This window comes from uncultured Psychroserpens sp. (assembly GCF_947501425.1).
Taxonomy (GTDB): domain Bacteria; phylum Bacteroidota; class Bacteroidia; order Flavobacteriales; family Flavobacteriaceae; genus Psychroserpens.
Genome location: NZ_CANMVN010000001.1, coordinates 338,759 through 357,936, shown reverse-complemented (window position 1 = coordinate 357,936; position 19,178 = coordinate 338,759). Strand labels below are relative to the sequence as shown.

Here is a 19,178-nt window from a genome sequence, read left to right as displayed (position 1 = left end):
AAAATGCCTTGAGTAAAACCATTCTCTCGCAAACGTATGCACAGGCTTTGCAAATGCAAAATCTGCAGACAGCTATTACCCATTCTGAAGCAAAAATACATCTAAAAGGTCTTGTTGGCTCTTCATTATCACTAGTTATCAGTGAAGCTTTTAAAGTCACAGAATCACCTTACCTACTCGTATTTAATGATAAGGAAGAAGCGGCATTCTACCTTAATGACCTCGAAGTATTGCTCAACGATAAAGATGTTCTCTTCTATCCTGGAAGTTACAGACGACCATACCAAATAGAAGAAACCGACAATGCTAATGTCTTACTTCGTGCCGAAGTACTTAACCGTATCAATTCGCGAAAAAAACCTGCTATTATTGTTACGTATCCTGATGCCTTATTTGAAAAAGTGGTGACGCGTCGTGAACTTGAGAAGAATACGTTAAAAATTGCAGTAAATGACGAATTATCGATAGATTTTGTAAATGAAGTATTATTTGAATACCAATTTAAACGTGTAGATTTTGTTACTGAACCTGGCGAATTCTCAGTTCGTGGTGGCATTGTTGATGTATTTTCTTTTTCTCATGATGAACCTTACAGGATTGAGTTTTTTGGTGATGAAGTAGATAGCATCAGAACCTTTGATGTAGAGACACAACTCTCCACAGAACAAATCAAAAAAATTGGGATCATACCAAATGTTGCTAATAAATTTCTTGAGGAAAGCAGACAGAGTTTCTTAAAATATATTGCTCAAAAAACAGTCATTTTTTCAAAAAATACCGATTTGCTATTTTCACGAATTGATGACAACTTCAGAAAAGCTGAAGAGGCATTTAAAGCCTTGTCTTCAGAATTAAAACATTCAGAACCTGAGGAACTCTTTTGCAATTCTCAATTACTGAAACAACAATTACTGGATTTCAGACTCATAGAATTTGGGACATCAAGCTTATTTTCCGAAGAACATATTGTCTTCAATACGACACCTCAACCTTCATTTAATAAGCAATTTAACTTATTAATTGATGATCTCAATACCAACCATAATAAAGGATACACCAATTATATTGCTTGTGTGAGTGAGCAACAGGCCAAACGTTTCCATGATATTTTTGAGGATGTGGATCAGGAGGTACATTACCAAACTATAGTCCTTTCGCTTTACCAAGGTTTTATTGATCATGACCAAAAGATCACCTGTTATACAGACCATCAGATCTTTGAACGCTATCATAAGTTTCATCTCAAAAATGGCTATGCAAAAAAGCAAGCCATTACACTCAAAGAATTAACCAATCTGGATATTGGTGATTATGTTACACATATTGATCATGGGATTGGAAAGTTTGGCGGACTCCAGAAAATTGATGTCGAAGGCAAAAAACAAGAAGCCATCAAACTGGTCTATGGCGAACGTGATGTCTTGTATTTGAGCATCCACTCGCTACACAAGATCACAAAATTTAATGGGAAAGATGGAAAACCGCCTAAAGTCTATAAACTTGGTAGTAAAGCCTGGAAAAATCTCAAGCAAAAAACGAAGTCGCGTGTTAAGGAGATTGCCTTTAATTTGATTCAGGTGTATGCCAAACGCAAGCTGGAAAAAGGCTATCAATATAAACCCGATAGTTACCTTCAACATGAATTGGAAGCCTCGTTTATATACGAAGACACACCAGACCAAACCACTTCTACAGCTGACATTAAAGCAGATATGGAAAGTGAGCGTCCTATGGATCGCCTCGTTTGTGGAGATGTTGGTTTTGGTAAAACAGAGGTGGCTATTCGCGCTGCTTTCAAGGCTGTTGATAATGGTAAACAGGTGGCTGTATTGGTCCCAACAACGATTCTGGCTTATCAGCATCACAAAACATTTTCAGAACGTCTTAAAGACTTTCCGGTTACTGTAGATTACCTCAACCGTTTTAGAACAGCAAAAGAGAAACGCATCACCTTAGAGAAATTAGAAAAGGGTCATGTAGATATCATTATTGGGACGCATCAATTGGTCAATAAAAATGTAAAATTTAAAGACTTAGGCTTGCTCATTGTTGATGAAGAACAAAAATTTGGTGTAGCGGTTAAAGAGAAATTAAAAACACTCAAAGAGAATGTGGATGTGCTCACACTTACTGCAACTCCAATTCCCAGAACGTTACAATTTAGCCTAATGGCAGCCAGAGATCTATCGGTTATTACTACGCCTCCACCTAACCGTTATCCTATTGAGAGTCATGTGATACGATTTAATGAAGAGACCATTAGAGATGCGGTTACTTATGAAATTCAACGTGGCGGACAAATTTTCTTTATTCACAACCGAATAGAAAACATTAAAGAAGTCGCTGGTATGATTCAACGTCTTGTGCCTGACGCAAAAATAGGTATTGGACATGGTCAACTCGACGGTAAGAAACTAGAGCAATTGATGCTTGCATTTATGAATGGGGAATTTGATGTATTGGTAAGTACAACCATTGTTGAAAGTGGATTAGATGTGCCAAACGCAAATACTATTTTTATCAATAACGCCAATAATTTTGGATTAAGTGACCTTCATCAAATGCGCGGACGAGTTGGACGTAGTAATAAAAAAGCCTTCTGTTATTTTATCACTCCAGAATACTCTGCAATGACCAACGACGCTAGAAAACGTATTACAGCTTTAGAGCAGTTTACCGAACTGGGAAGTGGTTTTAATATTGCCATGAAAGATTTAGAAATCCGTGGTGCTGGTGATCTTTTAGGTGGTGAACAAAGTGGATTTATCAACGATATAGGCTTTGATACTTACCAAAAGATCTTGAATGAAGCCATTGAAGAACTCAAGGAAAATGAATTCAAAGATTTATATAAAGACGACGGAAAAGAAAAAGATTATGTCAAAGATATCACTATTGATACCGATTTTGAATTGTTGTTCCCTGATGACTATGTCAATAACATTACCGAACGCCTTAACCTATACACCAAACTCAACACGCTCAAAACTGAAGACGAATTACAAACTTTTGAAACCGAGATTCTCGACCGTTTTGGTGAACTCCCAGTACAAGTTATAGATTTACTCAACAGTGTCCGTATTAAATGGATTGCTACAAAAATTGGCCTGGAAAAGATCATCATGAAGAAAGGACGATTTGTTGGGTATTTTATCAACGACCAGCAAAGTCCGTTTTATCAAAGTGATAATTTCACTAAAGTGCTGCAGTACATCCAAAGCCGCCCAAAAGATTGTAAAATGAAAGAAAAACAAACCAGAAACGGTTTACGACTGTTGATTACTTTTGAACATATCAACTCTGTTAAACAAGCTTTGAGCAGACTTCAAGAGATTTAAAAACCATAGGACAACTATGATCAAATCCTCTTCAGTAATTACATTCTGCAAAGTTTTAGACGGAAAAGAAAAAAATCCTGATATTTGGCTTGATATTTGAAATTGAACCTGTGTTTATAAAAATTACATACTAATGAAACGATTTGCTTTATTATTAACATTGATTCCTACATTCATTTTTGCACAACATAGCATTAGCGGCACGTTTACACCTGCTGAACAATACACCTATGCTTTTTTATATCACGCTACACCTACTGGAGCAGAATATGTCAACAGAGCCGAACTTGCCGAAGATGGCAGTTTCAGCATGGCACTGGATTCTACTATGAATGCTGGTATTTATAAAATCGTATATGCGCTTCCTCCAGAGGAAAACAACTTTGATTTCATTTATAATGGAAGAGAATCTATTGCGTTTAATTTCAATTTAGAGAATGGTCTCGATTTTACCGATAGTCGAGAGAATCAACTTTGGGCATCTTACATTAAAAGTATGGAGATGATCAATATGACTTTAAGTAATTTTTATACTCAGGAAAGCACAGATAAAAAAGCCTATGCTGATATTGTTAAAACACTTAACGATACGCAAAATGCCTACGAAGATGCTTCAAAAGATCTAATGTCTTCGGCATTTGTAAAAGCCAACACACCTTATATTCCTGAAGGTTTTGAAGACCTCTCAACCTATTCTAAAAACTTAAAGCGCACCTATCTAGACCATGTTGATTTTGGTAATACACTACTACAAAGTTCAGACTTTATGGTAGATCGTGTCTTGGCCTATATCTTCGGAATGAGTGCCAATACTAGTAACGCCACTTACAAAAAAGATGTGGACCATTTAATGACGAGTATTGGCGAAGGAAATATTCAACTAAAAACAATTTTATACGAAATGATCTGGAGTCGTTTCAAAAGTATGGATAATCCAGAATTAGCAAATTATGTCACTGATAACCACTTACTGGAACTTACCAAACAAACGGGTTATGAGGCCTTGACGGAGAAACTCCTCGTTTATAAAAACAATACCGTTGGAAATAAAGCTGCTAACTTTGATCTTGCCATTACAAAGGATGGTAAAACAAAAACCACAACACTTCACGATCTGGATATTGCAGATCAATACCTGGTTATCTTTTGGAGCAGTACTTGCGGACATTGCATTGATGAACTTCCAAAAGTAAAGGCGCTTTTAGCTGATAATACAGATCTTAAGGTGATTGCTTTCGGACTCGAGGATGAAGCCGATAACTGGTCAAAAATGATTGGTGATTATCCCGATTTTATTCATGTGCTAGGTTTAGGAAAATGGGACAACCCAACCTCTAATGCTTATGGCATTGAATCTACACCTTCGTATTTTGTATTAGATAAAGACAAAACCATCACAGCCAAACCTTATGATGTAGAAGCTTTAAAAGCTATCCTAAAATAGAAACAATACAAACAAAAAAAAGCGCAACCAATAGTTGCGCTTTTTTTTATCGTAAAATTAAACTTAGTAAGCCAAAGCTATTTGGTCTACCAAGCCGCTTAGGCGAAGTAGATGCGTAGGCTTAGTCTAAGTTTGGAATACGTAATACCTGCCCTGGATAAATTTTATCAGGATCAGTTAACATGGGTTTATTGGCTTCAAAAATCTCAGGATATTTCATGGCGTTTCCGTAGTAATGCTTTGCAATTTTTCCTAAAGTATCACCACTGGCAACCGTATGAAATTGTGCTTCTGGCTCTACATGCTCAACCGTCATTTGATCGTCTACTGTAGAAATTCCAGCTGTATTACCAATAACCAATACGACTTTCTCTTTTGTAGCCTGATCGTAAGCCATTCCAGATACTCTCGCCATGTCATCATCCACAAAAACACTTAAATTCTCTACCTGTAGTTGTAAGTCGGTTATCGTTTCTTCTAAATTTCTTGCTGCAGCTTCCTCTAATCGTAATTCGGCAGCATCAGCTTCTCTTGCGGCTTTTGCTCTAGCTTCAGCAGCTTCTTCTTCAGTTGTTTTTCCTATTCCGAAAACTTTAGCGCCTGCGTTTTTAATAAATGAAAATAGTCCCATAGTTGTTTGTTTTTAATGTTATTACTGTCTTTATAAAGTTGGTGAAATTATGTGGCAATTCCAATTAAAGCACCAACTTCATATATAAGACACCAGAGCTCATCAAGAAGTCACTTTCCGAAGTAAAAAAGAGACCAAAGAAAAACGCCCAACTCAAACGAATGAGTTGGACGTTTCTGGAAACTAAATAACCAACCAAAATTTAGCTCCTTGTATTGTCTCTTGGGTTATCTTTCTTAGCAGTTTTCTGCTTACGTTTTTTCAACTTCTTTGTATCATCTAAACGATCTTCAGAAGGACCAGATTCTCTCAGGAATTGAATGTATCCTCGACCTGTAAATTCATAAATGGTTTCAGACGATGGATGAAATAATTCTATCCTTTGATCATTTATAACGCTCAATTCGAAGTATTCATTGTCAAAGAAATCATAATCTAGTGTTAATGTTTTCAAGTACATGTTATTGCTAATGTCTCCAACACCATAAACGCCTGTATAATCCCAGTATATATTTGCTGGATCAGCGATATTAACATCCTGAGAACTTCTAAATTCTGAGTCATTTCCGCCAGCTAAAAACTGAAGGTAGTTCTCATCATCAAACTCATTGATTACTCCCATTTCACTGGTATAGGTCTTTTCCCATGCTTCATACTCCTGTAAGAAATAATGAATATTATCATAGAATACAAAGTCGTAATCAAAGGTATTTCTCTGGTATCCATTCAAGAAATAAGACGTATCATTGAACGGATTGTATAATTCTATCGTGTTGTTATCAATTTGGTACACATCAAAGGTTTCAAAACCATCAATATCATGGTTGACATCTAAAATCATATTATACGCATCGTAGGTTCCAACATCAATACCATACCCATTTCCCTGACTACCAAAACCAACCAAATTGTTATTAGCATAGAGTACTCCATTTCTAAACGATACTGTAAATGCAATTTGTAAAAACGGCGTTTCGCCAGGACCTAAAGTCTGATTAATATCTACATACCATAACTCATATGAGCTCAACAACTGGTTTAATGTGATACCAGGCTGATTATTAAAGTCATTTATGATGACTTCCTCCTGATAGCAAGAGGTCAATAATGTTGCTGTTAAAGCAAATCCTAAAAGTAGTTTCATCGTTTTCATAGTCGTCCGTTTTATGATTTCTATTAATGAAGATTCAAAACGCGTGCCAAATATGAAAGTCTGCTGAATTCTCTTCGGAAAACGCACATAAAATGCTTATTTTTGAATAACTGAAATTGATAATCCATTTATGAATCAACCGTTAAAATATGCTGTGTTTGGTGCAGGAAGCTGGGCAACAGCTATTGTAAAGATGCTTTCAGAAAATCTGGACGAAATTGGTTGGTATATGCGAAGTGTATACACCAAAGAGCATTTGATTAAAGAACAACATAACCCAAGTTATTTAAGCTCTGTAGAGTTTCATATGGAGCAACTCAAGTTGAGCAATGACATCAATGAGATTGCTGATTGGGCTGATGTGTTGATTTTTGTAATTCCATCTGCTTTCATACATTCTGAATTAGAAAAACTCGATGTCGATATCTCCAAAAAAATTGTGGTCTCAGCGGTTAAAGGGATCATGCCAGAATCGGGATTATTAGTGGGTGAGCATTTTCATGATATTTACCATATTCCGTTTGAAAATATTGCAGTCATTGCAGGACCTTGTCACGCAGAAGAGGTTGCATTGGAGCGTTTATCATACTTAACTATTTCTTGTGCAGATGCCGAAAAAGCACAAGCCATTGCCGACGCCTTATCCAGTAACTATATCAGAACAAAAATTAGTGATGATATTATTGGTACCGAATATGCAGTGATGTTGAAAAATATTTATGCCATTGCTGCTGGTATTGCTCACGGATTGGGTTATGGTGATAACTTCCAAAGCGTACTAATGAGCAATGCCATTAGAGAAATGAAGCGTTTTATCAAAAAAATGCATAAGATGAAGCGTAACATTAATAACTCGGCATATTTAGGTGATTTGCTGGTAACGGGTTATTCTACATTTTCGCGTAATCGTATGTTTGGTAACATGATTGGAAAAGGCTACACTGTAAAATCTGCTCAAATGGAAATGAGTATGGTGGCTGAAGGCTATTACGCTACAAAAAGTGCTCACGACCTCAATATTAGAAACAAGAAGAAAACGCGACTACCTATCATTGAAGCTGTTTATGAGATTTTGTATGAGAATAAAAATCCTAAAAAGGTTTTTAAAAAGTTAACAGAAAAATTAGATTGATTACTCGTCTTCATAATCATCTAAATCATCGATCTGTTGTTGGGTTTCACTAATTTTTTTACGCAAAAAATAAGTCCATCCAAAAATTGAAAATAGAGACATCAGGTTTAACGGGATATACAACCACAGTGCCCATCTTACCCATAGATATTCCCAAAACAGATAAAACAAGACTACTGAGATACTTGTTCTTATGAGATACATGATGAGTCGTTGTCGTCTATATTCGGGAGAGAGAACTGTATCTTCTTGAATGTTCTTTAGTTCATTACTTAGGTCTTGTTTAAAATCTGACATCTTATATTATTTTACTAAAACACCTTTTAATTGCATTAAGGGAACTGTCTGTAAGGCTTTAATATTGATGGTGTTTTTTCTGAAAAGATAGGTTTTATCAAACATTTGATTCCCTTCAAAAAATGTCACTTTAAACTCATTATTTAATTGCAATACATCATGTTGCATGAATTCTATTTTAGCATAGCTTCTTGCAGGCAATAACTTAATCGTATGACGCATGACTGGTGTGATCTTTTCTTCGGAATAGCCTCTGGATACAATAAGAACCGTATCAAGATCAACATCTTTATTGTTAATGATATAGGCATTCCAGTCATCGGTTTTGTACTCTGGATGTTGCTCTTGAACTACAGCTACAAAGACGTCTTTGACTTCTGGTATTTGGATGTCTTTTTTCATGATAGCTAAATTAATACAATATGTTTAGACGCTCCTTAGATTTTTATATTTCCTTTTAAAAACCGAACTTAGCCATAGTCAATTCTCAAAACCATGGACGCACTTGATGCTTTTAAAAAGACATTTACAGATAATTCGGAAGCGCAAAAGATAGGACTTAAATTACGAGATATTGTCATTTCCTTTTTCCCTGAAGCGAAAGAATCTATTGTTGGAGGTGCTAAAGTGAAATTAGCTTTGTACACCCGAAATGGAACAAACAATGTGCTTTGTGGCATACAACAAGCAGCTAATGACACCTGCATGCTATATGTACACCATGTGGATAGTATAAGTCATGAACGGCTTAAGTTTAGTGGTAAAGGTAAGCATGCCAAACGTATCAAATTCGAAAATGCATCAGACGTTATGGAAGGTGATATAACGTGGTTATTAAAACAGGTTAATGAGAATGCACCTTATTAACTACAACGCACTCTTAAACTGCTCCAAGAAACGCACATCGTTTTCACTCAACATGCGAATATCACTGATTTGGTGAAGTAGTAAGGCAATACGATCAATTCCCATTCCGAAAGCAAAACCAGAGTATTCTTTAGAATCAATACCACAGTTTTCCAAGACATTAGGATCAACCATACCACAACCCATAATTTCCAACCAACCTGTACCTTTGGTCATTTTATAGTCGGTTTCGGTCTCTAATCCCCAATACACATCAACTTCAGCGCTTGGCTCAGTAAACGGGAAATATGATGGACGTAGGCGAATCTTTGACTTACCAAACATCTCAGTAGTAAAATATTGCAAGGTCTGTTTTAAATCTGCAAAACTTACATCTTTATCAATGTACAACCCTTCTACCTGATGAAAGAAACAATGTGAACGTGCTGAAATGGCTTCATTACGAAATACACGACCAGGAGAAATGGTACGAATAGGAGGTGTATTATTTTCCATATAACGCACTTGTACCGAACTGGTATGTGTACGCAACAATACATCTGGATTGGTTTGAATAAAAAACGTGTCTTGCATATCACGTGCTGGATGGTATTCAGGTAAGTTCAATGCGGTAAAATTATGCCAATCGTCTTCAATCTCAGGACCTTCACTGACATTAAAACCAATTCGTGAAAAGATGTCGATGATTTGGTTTTTTACTATGGAAATAGGATGACGTGCACCAATCTCTATAGGTTCTCCAGGACGAGATAAATCGCCATAAACACCTACAGTTTCTTCTTTACTTTCCAGTTCTTCTTTTAAGGCATTAACTTTATCCTCTGCAGTTTTTTTAAGTTGGTTAATGGTTTGACCAAACTCTTTCTTCTGCTCATTGGCTACATTTTTAAACTCAGCAAAATAGTGTTTTAAAAGCCCTTTTGAACCTAAATATTTTATACGGAATGCCTCAACCTCTTCTTTAGATTGTGCTTTAAATGCTTCAGCTTCTGCTATGAGTTCTTTTATCTTATCTATCATAATACCTGAAAATGAACCGCAAATTTATGAATTTTATCGAGATATGCGTTAAGGATCGAGGTTTTGTTGGAGCTCTTCTCCTTAGTTTACAGAACTATGGAGAAAGCGACTACCGAGAGCCTGACCTCTACTTCGCGAAACACTTCGTTGAGCGTACGAGGAAACGCCAAAACAACTAATCTATAAATTCGGTTTCTAAGAAATAGTTGACAATAGCATCTTTCATGAGGATGCTTTGTTCGCCTGCTTTTAAGTGTGGTAATTCTTCTTTTACTTTATAATGCGGCCAACCATCTTCATCAACATAATCAAACTCGTAAAATCCATAGGGTGTCAATAGTTTGCATATAGCAATATGCATCAGATCCAGCTTGTGATCTTTTTTGAATCTTCGGTCTAATTGTCCTAATTCTTGTACACCAATGAGATAAATAATAGCGTCAAGATCTAACGGGTCGCCATCAGAAAATTTTGCTGAAAGGCGCTCTACAATAAGTTCCCAACGTTGTTTTAATAATTCGTCTCTTGCCATTATATCTATTCAAAAAAATTAGTTTGTAAAGTTAATAAACTATAAGTTCATGTTATGCGTTATTATTTTAAAATGAGAAAATTTGTGTACGTTTGCTAAAACTGACTAAACTATGGCTTTAATTGATATTATTTTAGGCGCACTTTTATTGTTTGGCCTGATCAGAGGTTTTATGAAAGGGCTTTTTGTAGAAGTTGCTTCTTTAGTGGCATTGGTTGCTGGTGTTTATGGCGCAATTCACTTTAGTAATTTTGCTGCAGAATTTTTGGATAGTCGTCTCGACTGGGATGAAAAATATATCAATATTGTAGCTTTTGCAATCACCTTCGTCATTATTGTTTTAATCATTGCTCTTGCTGGAAAAGCCTTGACTAAATTGGCTGACTTTGCGGCTTTGGGCATTCTAAATAAACTGTTGGGTGGTGTGTTTGGTGCTTTAAAGATAGGATTGATCTTAAGTGTATTGCTTATTGTATTTGATAATATGAATAATACGATTCCTTTTGCTGATGAAGAGGACCTGGAAGACTCAATTCTTTATGAGCCTGTTAAAAGTTTAGCACCTATGATTTTCCCTAGTATTTTGAACAAAGGGAAGGAAGATCCAGATGAGACTGAAGACAACACTACTGAGGCATAAAAAAACTGCCTACTAAGCTGTAGACAGTTTGTTTTACTATTATGAATAATCTATTATAACATATTCACTTTTCCAGTATGCAGACTATACACGCCTCCAACGATTTTGATTTCACCATTATCTTCCATTTCGGTTAATATCTGACTTTTCTCACGAATACGTTCTATCGTTAATCGTACGTTATTTTCGACAGTCTTAGCTACAAAAGCCTTATTAGATGAGTTAGCTTCGCCTTCTACTTCAACTGCAGATTTTTTTACCGCAGGCATAATATTATCCAGCATCGCTGTAATATTTCCAAGTTCAACTCCATCACAAGCTGCTTTTACTGCGCCACAACTCTCATGACCCAGTACGAGTATCAGTTTGCTTCCCGCAACATTGCAAGAGTATTCTAAACTTCCTAAAATGTCTACATTTTCGAAGTTACCAGCAACTCTGGCTACAAAAATGTCACCAATAGCCTGATCTAAAACTGTTTCAACAGGTACACGTGAATCAATACACGACAACACTACAGCTTTTGGATATTGCCCTGTAGTGGTTTGGTTGACTAATGCAGAGTTATCAGTTGCTTCTGTATTGCCGTTAACAAAACGATTATTTCCTTCTAAAAGATCTTGCAATACACCATCTGGTGTAAATGCGCCTTGTACTTCTTTAGTAATTGCTGTATTTTTCATATTGTGTTTCTTTTTATTCTCTTATGAGTGTTATTAATATTCATCTTCAACATTTGATTTGATCCATTTTAAACAGGAATCAAAGTTTTTAAAAATGTGCTCTTTTGGTATCAAATCCGGAATGATATCAATTCGTTCCATCATATATCTTGGTTGTTTTAATAGATCAACCATTAAAACATTCATGTTTTGTTTTCTGAGATCTACCAGTACATCTTCCATCGCATACAATCCTGATTGATCCATATATTGCATTCTACCTAAACGAATCACAACCGTTTTTGCTGTATCAGGAATCTGTTTGGCTAATTGTTGAAATTCTGATGTTGATCCAAAAAATAATGGTCCTTTGATATGCTTTATAAAAACTTCTTCTTTTAAGCTCATAGGAAATCCGGATTCATCAGGCCACGCTTCTTCTTTGAGGGGTTTTACATCAGACCGCTTAGCAGTTAGATCTCCAATCTTTTTCATAAACATTAGTGAGGCAATGACTAAACCAATACCAACAGCATAAACAAGGTCCCAAAACGTTGACAGGACTAATACTACGAGCATGATTAATACTTCTGAACTAAACTTTACAGGCCCTATTTTAATGTCTTTTGGTAATGCAGGAATTGCTTTTAAGCCTTTATAATCCATGACGCCTATACCAACAGTAATTAATATTCCAGCTAACACAGCAGCAGGAATTTTAGAGGCTACAGGCCCTAAAGCCAATAAAATAAACAATAGCATTACACCAGCAATCATACCTGATAATTTGGTCTTACCTCCTGCATTGATATTTACTACAGTTCTGATAGTTGCTCCTGCTCCAGGAATACCTCCAAAAATAGCACCAATACTATTACCAATCCCTTGTCCTACTAATTCCTTATTAGGTTTGTGCTTGGTTTTAGTCATATTATCTGCAACGACACTGGTTAATAAAGAATCTATGGCTCCTAACAACGCCAAAGTTATTGCTGTAAAAATATAAGGTGAAATAGTGGCAAAATTAAAACCAGTGAACATCTCAAGTTGAGGCATTGGAAACCCTGTTGGGATTTGTTCTATGGGTTTATAATCTAAACCAAATCCATACGCAACACCTGAGACTACTGCTAAGGCAACTAATGCACTCGGAATTTTAGTAGTAATTCGCTTAAAACCGTAAACAATAAAAATGGTTGACAATGCTAAAGCCAACTCTAACCAATTGATATTTTGAAGAGCTCTTGGAAGCATTTTAATGACGCCCAAGGTCTTTTTTCCTTCATTTTTAGCCATAGATCTGGCCTCTTTTAAAATATCATCTTCGGTAATTTGATTGGCTCTTGCGTAGGTTTCATTAAAATTTTCTAATACTAGAATACCTTCGTTGGCCTCGGCATCGATAATGTTCTTTAGGATAACATCTTCAGCTTTGGTCTTAAACTTCTCCACAAATTCCTGATCATCTTTTGGATAATAGCCAATAGACGGAAGTATCTGAGTTACTAATATAATCACTCCAATGGCTGTCATAAATCCAGACACAACTGGATATGGAATGTACTTTATATATTTTCCAAAGCCTAAAACTCCCAGACCAACTTGTATCAATCCGGCTAATAAGAATACTGTTAAGATGGCTGGAAGTGCTTTATCTATACTGCCATCATTAGCAGCAACAATTCCTGCAATAACAACCATACTTACAGCTGTCATTGGTGCCGTTGGCCCTGAGATCTGTGTATTGGTTCCACCAAAAAGTGCCGCAAAGAAACTAATGAAGATTGCTCCATATAATCCTGCACTTGGACCCAGACCAGAGGATACACCAAAAGCCAGTGCTAATGGTAATGCAACGATACCAGCTGTAATACCACCAAAAGCGTCACCTTTGATATTGGAAAATAAGTTCTTCATATTTGATTCGTTAGGATCAATCTAAAATTAAGACTTTTTAGTTATAAAAACAGTAAAATAATGACATTCAACTTCAATTAACAAGAAGTTCTGATCACATCTAAATTAAAAGACCTTGTTAAATCGAACTTTGGTTTTGCCCATTGGTTATCAACAGTGAGACATTAAGTGTATCTATGGCATTTTTAACTTCAGATTTAGCCAGACTATCTTGTCCATTGGTTGCTCTATTGAAACAGAGCAAGTTAACATCACTCTTTGATAAGTAATTGGACAAGCTTTTCATTGAGTTACTCCCTTGATCAAAAGCATATTCGATGGTTTTTTTTCCAAAGATTTCCTTTTGAGTTTCCGATGCACTTGAATCTTTATATATTTTGAAAGATTTTAATGGTTTTTGGCTGTGTTCAATTAAACTATGTGCAAAATCCATATTAAAAGACTTCTCAATACCATTGAGTGCTCCAAGAGAGAGTTCAGAATTAGGCTCTAGGGTTTTATCATCAGCTGCAATCATAATCACACCATCATGCTGTGCTATTACAAAATCTGAAATATTATCTCCTATGAAACTAAGTGGTTTTGATTTTCGCTGTCCGAGAACAATGATATCAGGATTTGTCTTCTTGATGTATTCACCAATCTCATTTTTCACATTTCCGAAGGCATGTTTATACGTTATAGGAATATTATAAGCTTCGGAAATTGGAGTAATAATTTGTTCAATTTCATTGGTTGTAGCAGTATGCAATTTATTTATAGTTCTAATAGCCGACAGTTGACTTTCTTGCCCAACAATTTCAGTTGGCTTTTTCACATGGAAAAAATCGATGTCTCCATTAATAATTTGAGCAAGACTAATACTACTCTTAAGCAAGTTGGTTGTCGATTTTTTTAAATCGGAAAGCACTAGAATTTTATATGTGTTGGCATTAGTTTTCATAATGTTTTTGTTTTCAAGCAGTTTTTGGTCTTAATCGGAAAAACTCAATAAAACTTTCTGGGTTTTCAACGGTGCCGCGTTCTGAGACTAATTGAATATCAATATGTCGCTCTTTAGCTTTAATTGCGAAATCATCAAGTATTTCAATAATATCATTATCAAGATATCTTGTTTTCCTAACATCTAGCTCGAGATAGGTATCTCTTGGTAAACTATCCAGTTCCTTAAGAATGGCTCCTTTGTTAAAAAAAGTCACCTCTTCAGCAAGTGTCATTTTTATTTTATGTTTCCCGTTACTTTTATCTTCAATATGTAAGAAGTGAGAGTTTTGGTAGCTCTTTATTAAGATTACCACAATACCTACAGCTAATCCCATTCCAATTCCAACGAGTAAGTCTGTAAATACTATACCAAGCACAGTTATTGTAAAAGGCACCCATTGCTTCCAACCTAGTTCGTACATTTTTTTAAACAATGAAGGTTTAGCTAATTTAAATCCTACTATAAATAATACAGCTGCCAGTACAGATAATGGGATCATGTTTAATAGTTTTGGAATTAAAATCACTGAGATCAATAAGAAAAATCCGTGAATCACAGCTGATGCTTTACTACGACCTCCAGACTGGATATTAGCCGAACTTCTTACAATTACTTGTGTAATTGGCAAACCTCCAATCAAACCAGAAATTATATTTCCAGTACCTTGAGCAAGCAATTCTCTGTTAGTTGGTGTCACGTTTTTATGTGGATCTAATTTGTCTGTGGCTTCAACACAAAGTAAGGTCTCTAGACTAGCAACTAAGGCAATAGTAAATGCAACAACCCAAATCTCTGGGTTAGTAATGGCTGAAAAATTTGGAAAACTAAATTGTCCAATGAACGAATCAAAGTTTTCAGGCACTGGTACACTTACCAAGTGTGAAGATTGAAGGGCTAGTGCGTCATTAGATTTTGTCAATACATAGAATATAATACCTACAACTACCGCTACTAATGGTCCTTGGATAACTTCAAAAAACTTACCTTTTTTACTCAATACATTGCTCCAAAGCAGGAGTATTCCAAGTGCAACAAGGGCAATAAGTGTTGCACCTTTATCAAAGTTTCCACTTATTAATGCATTTATTGCTTTAAGTAATTCGGTGAACGTATTCTCTCCATCAAGTTGCAAGAATGCAAAATCACCTTCTGGATTTTTGTCAAGTCCGAAGAAATAAGGAATCTGTTTTAAGATAATAATGATTCCAATTCCAGTAAGCATTCCTTTGATAACCGATGACGGAAAGTAATATCCAATAATACCAGCCTTTAATAAGCCAAATATCAACTGAATCAATCCTCCAAGAACAACAGCAAGTAAAAAGTTTTGAAAGCCTCCAAGTGTTCCAATTGCAGTTAATACAATTGCGGCTAATCCTGCTGCAGGACCACTAACTCCAATCTTGGAGCCACTTAAACTTCCAACAACAATTCCTCCAATAATTCCTGCAATAAGCCCTGAAAATAATGGCGCTCCACTTGCTAGTGCAATACCAAGGCATAATGGTAATGCGACAAAAAATACGACTATACTCGCTGGTAAGTCATTCTTAATAGTTTTAAACATATATGTATTGATTTGGGCTAAAGAGTAAACTCGTTAGCTAATTTGGTAATTAGTTAGGACAATAGAGTCCAGTTTTTTGTAAAAATTACGAAATGAATTCGGGAGGAGGGGAAATTAAATTAAGATGAGGCTTGGGATAATTTTTAAAAGCATATACTAGATACTTGTTCCTGTTTGTGGAGATAAAACTTTCTTCATTTTCTCCTGTACAATCAACAAAAACCTCAAGTTCTTTATTTTTTTCACTTTCTTTTTCTTCCTCTTCTTCAGAAATATTATAAAGACAGGACATGTCCATAGATTCATCAATAGCCATGATGACTGCTGGTGCTACTATTAGCATCATAAAGATGGTTGAAAAAAAAATAACTATTAAATTTCGTCTCATAAATAGAGCATAAAGAAACAAATATAAAATTAGATTTTAATAATTTGGTTAAATAATGTTTAAATATTCTTCAACATTTTAACGTCATTTTTTAAAATCCAACCTGTTTTTCCGTCTGAAAGCTTGATTTTTTTCCAATTATCAACGGTATCAATTATTTGAACCTTAGTCCCTTCATGTAGTTTAAATGACTCTGGACTTCGCAGATTTGGCTCACTCTTAATTTGGGCCTCCTGAGCAAAAACTATAGCAGGCTGATCCCTCTCTACTAGTTCAAATTTATGGAAAGCAAAGGCAACAGCTACACACGATAAGAAAAGACAAGACAAACTTGTCACAAAAGCAAATCGTTTTTTAGCAGTGCTATGAGAAAAATAATATAGAAGAAATAACAGGACAAACCCAATGATTAAACCAACAGATAATTTTGCCCAATTATCAAAACTCATCGTATTGGTAACATTTTTGATTAATCTGGAAAAGCCTACTTCAGGTAGTGTTTCAATATCATCAACAGTCATGTTTCTAGCATAAGCAATATTATTTTTTATATCCTTATCATTCGGTTTTAACAATAAGGCCTTTTCGTAATAATAGATACTTGGTGCTATATGATTGAGCTTATAGTGCGAATTTGCGATATTGAAATATAATTCGGCAGAGTGTTCTCCCGAATCTAAAATGGATGTATACTTCTCTAGGGCTTCGGTATATTTTGCTTGATTATATAATGCATTTGCTTGCTCAAAAATAGTTTGATTTTGAGCATGAGACATTGTGCTCAACAAAAAAACCAGTATGTACATTAATCTCATCACTATCTAATCTCTTTATCAATGATTGCTATTGCTGATGCTGCTTTATCATAATCCTGTTGCATCTCAACGTTGGTAATTGGTGTATACCTTGCTAGCTCACAATGCTCCAAAATACTTATAAACTCTTTTACTGTGGTGTCATTGACTTGCTTTTCTAACAAGGTACTTTCTATTTTTTCTTTACTGAAATCGGTTGTTTCAATATGTAACTTCGCCTTTAAATAATTATGAAATGCTTTTTCTAAAGCCACATAAAAAGCTTCTTTTTCACCTAATGCCTTTTTAGCTTCACTTAGATAGCGTCTTGCCAGTTTATCGGCTTTCCTAATTTTATTTCCGAAGACATCTGCGCTACGCTCTTCTTTCTTCTTACGGTATACCATTGCTAATGGAATAGCCAGTAAAGGCAATAATAATGAACTCCAAAACTTGGCGGATTTAAAGAAATTTTCTGAAGCAATGGGCTTTAATTTGGCATCAGTTTTTATAAATGCAAATTGATCGCTACTTAAAACCTTTTCTTTTTCATTAGATTCTGTTGTTACTAAATTATTATCACCTGAGGAGGTATTAACAGGTCCTTCAATGACATCGATCACTATTTCACCCGAAGAAATTCGCTTATACGTTTCTGTTTCGAGATCAAAATATGAAAATGAAATACTCGGTATTGGATATTTCCCTTTATACTGTGGTACAATAGTATAATTATCTGAAATAGATCCTTGGATTCCTGTAAGATTTGTTCTAATATTTTCGTTGTGCTCTGGTTCATAAACCTCAAGAGAGCTTGGCACAGTTAATTTTGGTAATTGGAATAGGTTTAAATTTCCTTTTCCAGTCACTTCAACTCTAGCTTGTAAAGATTCTGAAGCATTCAATTCGGTTTTAGAGGTGATTACGTTAAATTTAAAATCACCTACAGCACCAGCAAAATCCTCTGGTTTTCCAGCTTCAGGTAAAGGTTTAACATTGATAACTCGACTTCCTGCGGATACCGTTCTATTGACTTCTGCCATATGACGTCCACCAAATATATTCCGTCTGTTTGTTGGGACTTCTACAGTAATATCCAACGTAAGCGGTTCTATTTCCAGTTTTCCTGTTTTCTGAGGATATAGCACTGTTTTTCGGAGTACAACATATCGATAATCTTCGCCTTTATATTTACCATTTTGAATTTTCAATCCTTTGGTTTCAATTTTCTGGCTCCAAAAATCATTGTATCTCGGATTATCGATTTCTCTCCAATTACTAACACCTGTATTTGAAGAGACATATAACTTATAGACTACAGTAATAGCCTCATTGATGTAAGGATTAGTTTTAGAGATCTCGGCCACCAAATGTATGCTTTCTGAGGCAACACCTTCAACATTATCTGGATCATTTGGTCGTTTAACCGCTTTGGTCACTTCAACATTAACAACCTGAGTTTTATAAATCTCTCCTTCAATTTCTATAGTAGCTTGGTTGATTCTAATTTTTCCTCTTTTTTTAGGTGACAAAAAATAACTATAGGTTTTGGTGTATGAGTGCTGACCATTAAGCCAGGAATTACTTACAGAGGTGTTAGGACCGCCTACAACTGTAAAATTGGCAAAGTCTGGCGGATTAAAATTATCCCCATCTTTGTTCATAACGAAATCAATACGCAAACGCTCGTTAATTCCTAATTTTTTCTTGCTAACCTTAGCTTCAAATTTTACTTGAGCAAATGTCATGCTTGTAGTGAGTACAACCAGTAAAAATACTATGTGTTTTAAAGCTTTCATCTTCTTTCTACG

18 protein-coding genes are annotated in these 19,178 nt (G+C 35.5%); 5 read left to right on the top strand and 13 right to left on the bottom strand.

What is annotated here, in order from left to right:
* Positions 1-8: 8 nt before the first annotated feature.
* Both mfd and Q0951_RS01610 read left to right on the top strand, forming a co-directional pair.
* Positions 9-3,338 (top strand): transcription-repair coupling factor, encoded by a 3,330-nt coding sequence (gene mfd, locus Q0951_RS01615; RefSeq protein ID WP_299333406.1) that lies wholly within the window; start codon positions 9-11, stop codon positions 3,336-3,338.
* 133 nt (positions 3,339-3,471) lie between these two features.
* The gene (locus Q0951_RS01610; protein ID WP_299333403.1) at positions 3,472-4,782 is read left to right on the top strand and encodes a thioredoxin-like domain-containing protein; all 1,311 of its coding nucleotides are present in this window, start codon (positions 3,472-3,474) and stop codon (positions 4,780-4,782) included.
* Positions 4,783-4,903: 121 nt separating this feature from the next.
* On the opposite strand, the gene lysM is transcribed toward Q0951_RS01610, so the two are convergent.
* Together lysM and Q0951_RS01600 are read right to left on the bottom strand one after the other, a co-directional pair.
* Complete coding sequence (lysM, locus tag Q0951_RS01605) at positions 4,904-5,413, bottom strand: peptidoglycan-binding protein LysM (protein ID WP_299333400.1); 510 nt, start codon at positions 5,411-5,413, stop codon at positions 4,904-4,906.
* A 202-nt stretch (positions 5,414-5,615) separates the two neighbouring features.
* Positions 5,616-6,566, bottom strand: a complete 951-nt coding sequence (locus tag Q0951_RS01600; RefSeq protein WP_299333397.1) for a nicotinic acid mononucleotide adenyltransferase — start codon at positions 6,564-6,566, stop codon at positions 5,616-5,618.
* Positions 6,567-6,696: 130 nt separating this feature from the next.
* On the opposite strand from Q0951_RS01600, the gene Q0951_RS01595 reads away from it, so the two are divergent.
* Positions 6,697-7,698: an NAD(P)H-dependent glycerol-3-phosphate dehydrogenase gene (locus Q0951_RS01595; protein WP_299333394.1), complete on the top strand. Its 1,002-nt coding sequence runs from the start codon at positions 6,697-6,699 to the stop codon at positions 7,696-7,698.
* On the opposite strand, the gene Q0951_RS01590 is transcribed toward Q0951_RS01595, so the two are convergent.
* Both Q0951_RS01590 and Q0951_RS01585 read right to left on the bottom strand, forming a co-directional pair.
* On the bottom strand, positions 7,699-7,995 hold the full coding sequence (locus tag Q0951_RS01590) for a hypothetical protein (protein ID WP_299333391.1): 297 nt from the start codon (positions 7,993-7,995) through the stop codon (positions 7,699-7,701).
* Positions 7,996-8,001: 6 nt separating this feature from the next.
* On the bottom strand, positions 8,002-8,397 hold the full coding sequence (locus Q0951_RS01585) for a hypothetical protein (protein WP_299333389.1): 396 nt from the start codon (positions 8,395-8,397) through the stop codon (positions 8,002-8,004).
* A gap of 93 nt (positions 8,398-8,490) precedes the next feature.
* Here Q0951_RS01585 and Q0951_RS01580 point away from each other — a divergent pair, with 93 nt between their 5' ends.
* Entirely contained in the window at positions 8,491-8,862 is a 372-nt protein-coding gene (locus Q0951_RS01580; RefSeq protein ID WP_299333387.1) for a hypothetical protein, read from the top strand.
* Here the strand turns inward: Q0951_RS01580 and pheS are convergent, their stop codons facing one another.
* Positions 8,863-9,882: a phenylalanine--tRNA ligase subunit alpha gene (pheS, locus tag Q0951_RS01575; RefSeq protein ID WP_299333384.1), complete on the bottom strand. Its 1,020-nt coding sequence runs from the start codon at positions 9,880-9,882 to the stop codon at positions 8,863-8,865.
* A gap of 175 nt (positions 9,883-10,057) precedes the next feature.
* On the bottom strand, positions 10,058-10,414 hold the full coding sequence (locus Q0951_RS01570; RefSeq protein ID WP_299333381.1) for a hypothetical protein: 357 nt from the start codon (positions 10,412-10,414) through the stop codon (positions 10,058-10,060).
* 112 nt (positions 10,415-10,526) lie between these two features.
* On the opposite strand from Q0951_RS01570, the gene Q0951_RS01565 reads away from it, so the two are divergent.
* A complete protein-coding gene (locus Q0951_RS01565; protein ID WP_299333379.1) occupies positions 10,527-11,054 on the top strand; it encodes a CvpA family protein in 528 nt (175 codons plus the stop codon).
* A gap of 53 nt (positions 11,055-11,107) precedes the next feature.
* On the opposite strand, the gene Q0951_RS01560 is transcribed toward Q0951_RS01565, so the two are convergent.
* The 7 genes from Q0951_RS01560 to Q0951_RS01530 form a co-directional block, all read right to left on the bottom strand.
* A complete protein-coding gene (locus tag Q0951_RS01560; protein WP_299333376.1) occupies positions 11,108-11,737 on the bottom strand; it encodes a carbonic anhydrase family protein in 630 nt (209 codons plus the stop codon).
* 33 nt (positions 11,738-11,770) lie between these two features.
* Positions 11,771-13,633: a SulP family inorganic anion transporter gene (locus Q0951_RS01555; protein ID WP_299333374.1), complete on the bottom strand. Its 1,863-nt coding sequence runs from the start codon at positions 13,631-13,633 to the stop codon at positions 11,771-11,773.
* Positions 13,634-13,751: 118 nt separating this feature from the next.
* Entirely contained in the window at positions 13,752-14,576 is an 825-nt protein-coding gene (locus tag Q0951_RS01550; RefSeq protein ID WP_299333371.1) for a universal stress protein, read from the bottom strand.
* 13 nt (positions 14,577-14,589) lie between these two features.
* The gene (locus Q0951_RS01545) at positions 14,590-16,185 is read right to left on the bottom strand and encodes a SulP family inorganic anion transporter (protein ID WP_299333369.1); all 1,596 of its coding nucleotides are present in this window, start codon (positions 16,183-16,185) and stop codon (positions 14,590-14,592) included.
* A gap of 85 nt (positions 16,186-16,270) precedes the next feature.
* Positions 16,271-16,531 (bottom strand): hypothetical protein, encoded by a 261-nt coding sequence (locus Q0951_RS01540; RefSeq protein ID WP_299333367.1) that lies wholly within the window; start codon positions 16,529-16,531, stop codon positions 16,271-16,273.
* Between the two features lie 101 nt (positions 16,532-16,632).
* Entirely contained in the window at positions 16,633-17,349 is a 717-nt protein-coding gene (locus tag Q0951_RS01535; protein WP_299333365.1) for a tetratricopeptide repeat protein, read from the bottom strand.
* A gap of 41 nt (positions 17,350-17,390) precedes the next feature.
* The gene (locus Q0951_RS01530; protein WP_299333363.1) at positions 17,391-19,166 is read right to left on the bottom strand and encodes a BatD family protein; all 1,776 of its coding nucleotides are present in this window, start codon (positions 19,164-19,166) and stop codon (positions 17,391-17,393) included.
* Between the last annotated feature and the right edge of the window lie 12 nt (positions 19,167-19,178).

Bases quoted from the DNA above. Each gene is read 5' to 3' on its own strand.
- Q0951_RS01530 (WP_299333363.1), bottom strand. From the start codon at position 19,166: ATGAAAGCTTTAAAACACATAGTATTTTTACTGGTTGTACTCACTACA.
- Q0951_RS01550 (WP_299333371.1), bottom strand. From the start codon at position 14,576: ATGAAAACTAATGCCAACACATATAAAATTCTAGTGCTTTCCGATTTA.
- Q0951_RS01590 (WP_299333391.1), bottom strand. From the start codon at position 7,995: ATGTCAGATTTTAAACAAGACCTAAGTAATGAACTAAAGAACATTCAA.
- Q0951_RS01545 (WP_299333369.1), bottom strand. From the start codon at position 16,185: ATGTTTAAAACTATTAAGAATGACTTACCAGCGAGTATAGTCGTATTT.
- Q0951_RS01555 (WP_299333374.1), bottom strand. From the start codon at position 13,633: ATGAAGAACTTATTTTCCAATATCAAAGGTGACGCTTTTGGTGGTATT.
- Q0951_RS01610 (WP_299333403.1), top strand. From the start codon at position 3,472: ATGAAACGATTTGCTTTATTATTAACATTGATTCCTACATTCATTTTT.
- Q0951_RS01570 (WP_299333381.1), bottom strand. From the start codon at position 10,414: ATGGCAAGAGACGAATTATTAAAACAACGTTGGGAACTTATTGTAGAG.
- Q0951_RS01585 (WP_299333389.1), bottom strand. From the start codon at position 8,397: ATGAAAAAAGACATCCAAATACCAGAAGTCAAAGACGTCTTTGTAGCT.
- lysM (WP_299333400.1), bottom strand. From the start codon at position 5,413: ATGGGACTATTTTCATTTATTAAAAACGCAGGCGCTAAAGTTTTCGGA.
- Q0951_RS01565 (WP_299333379.1), top strand. From the start codon at position 10,527: ATGGCTTTAATTGATATTATTTTAGGCGCACTTTTATTGTTTGGCCTG.
- Q0951_RS01595 (WP_299333394.1), top strand. From the start codon at position 6,697: ATGAATCAACCGTTAAAATATGCTGTGTTTGGTGCAGGAAGCTGGGCA.
- Q0951_RS01600 (WP_299333397.1), bottom strand. From the start codon at position 6,566: ATGAAAACGATGAAACTACTTTTAGGATTTGCTTTAACAGCAACATTA.
- Q0951_RS01580 (WP_299333387.1), top strand. From the start codon at position 8,491: ATGGACGCACTTGATGCTTTTAAAAAGACATTTACAGATAATTCGGAA.
- Q0951_RS01540 (WP_299333367.1), bottom strand. From the start codon at position 16,531: ATGATGCTAATAGTAGCACCAGCAGTCATCATGGCTATTGATGAATCT.
- Q0951_RS01560 (WP_299333376.1), bottom strand. From the start codon at position 11,737: ATGAAAAATACAGCAATTACTAAAGAAGTACAAGGCGCATTTACACCA.
- Q0951_RS01535 (WP_299333365.1), bottom strand. From the start codon at position 17,349: ATGTCTCATGCTCAAAATCAAACTATTTTTGAGCAAGCAAATGCATTA.
- pheS (WP_299333384.1), bottom strand. From the start codon at position 9,882: ATGATAGATAAGATAAAAGAACTCATAGCAGAAGCTGAAGCATTTAAA.